1 pseudogene is annotated in these 798 nt (G+C 45.1%); it reads right to left on the bottom strand.

The window, feature by feature from the left end:
- Positions 1-798: pseudogene (locus HMPREF2867_RS04000) on the bottom strand (fibrillin); the annotation flags it as partial.

Below are 798 nucleotides of genomic sequence, written 5' to 3'. Positions count from 1 at the left end.
CGCGTTTCACTGTTACGCCTGTAGCAGTTCCAGTAAATGATTTTTCTGGTACGAAGGTTACTGTACCATCTGGAGCAACGGTGTAAGTTCCTTCACCATCTACTGTCTTCGTAGTTGATCCATCTTCGAAGGTCGCTGGAGTATCTTCATCGATTGGAACATTTGAATCCCCTTCTGTGAAGGTTGGTTTACCAGATTGTGTTTGACCTTGGATATCTGTTGATGTAGCATCTTCAGAAGTTGGAACGACTGGAGTAATCTTAGGTGTGTAAGTTGTTTCTACAGTTGTTCCATTAGTATCCGCAGCTTGAACTTTCACTGGAACAACATCACCTGAATAAGATTTGTTTGTTGGTGTGAAGGTCACAACACCTGTCTCTTTATCAACAGTGAAGGTACCAATTACATCACCTGCTGGTGATTTCGCAAACACTGCCGCTGCTGGTTGGCCAGTTTCATCAAGAAGAGTAATGGTAGCTTTGTCGATTGGAGCAACGGAATCTCCCTCGGTAAAGGTTACTGTTCCGGTCTGCACCACGCCTTGAGGACCAGTTGATTCTGCTGGTGTAGCAGTTGGAGTCACCGGTGTTACTGTTGGGGTGTAAGTTGCAGAAGCTTTGGTTCCGTTCTTATCTTCACGAACAACCGTTACGGCCGGCGCTTTACCTGTGAATGATTTCTCAGGAACAAAGTTTACTGTTCCGTCAGCTGCTACTGTGTATGTACCAACTCCATCAACAGTCTTAGTCGTTGAGCCATCTTCAAATGTTGCTGGAACATCGTCATTCATTGGTACAC

The sequence above is a fragment of the Streptococcus sp. HMSC064H09 genome, assembly GCF_001812625.1.
Classification (GTDB): domain Bacteria; phylum Bacillota; class Bacilli; order Lactobacillales; family Streptococcaceae; genus Streptococcus.
The sequence above is the reverse complement of the archived record's forward strand: the minus strand, read 5'-3'. Positions and strand labels throughout refer to the sequence as shown.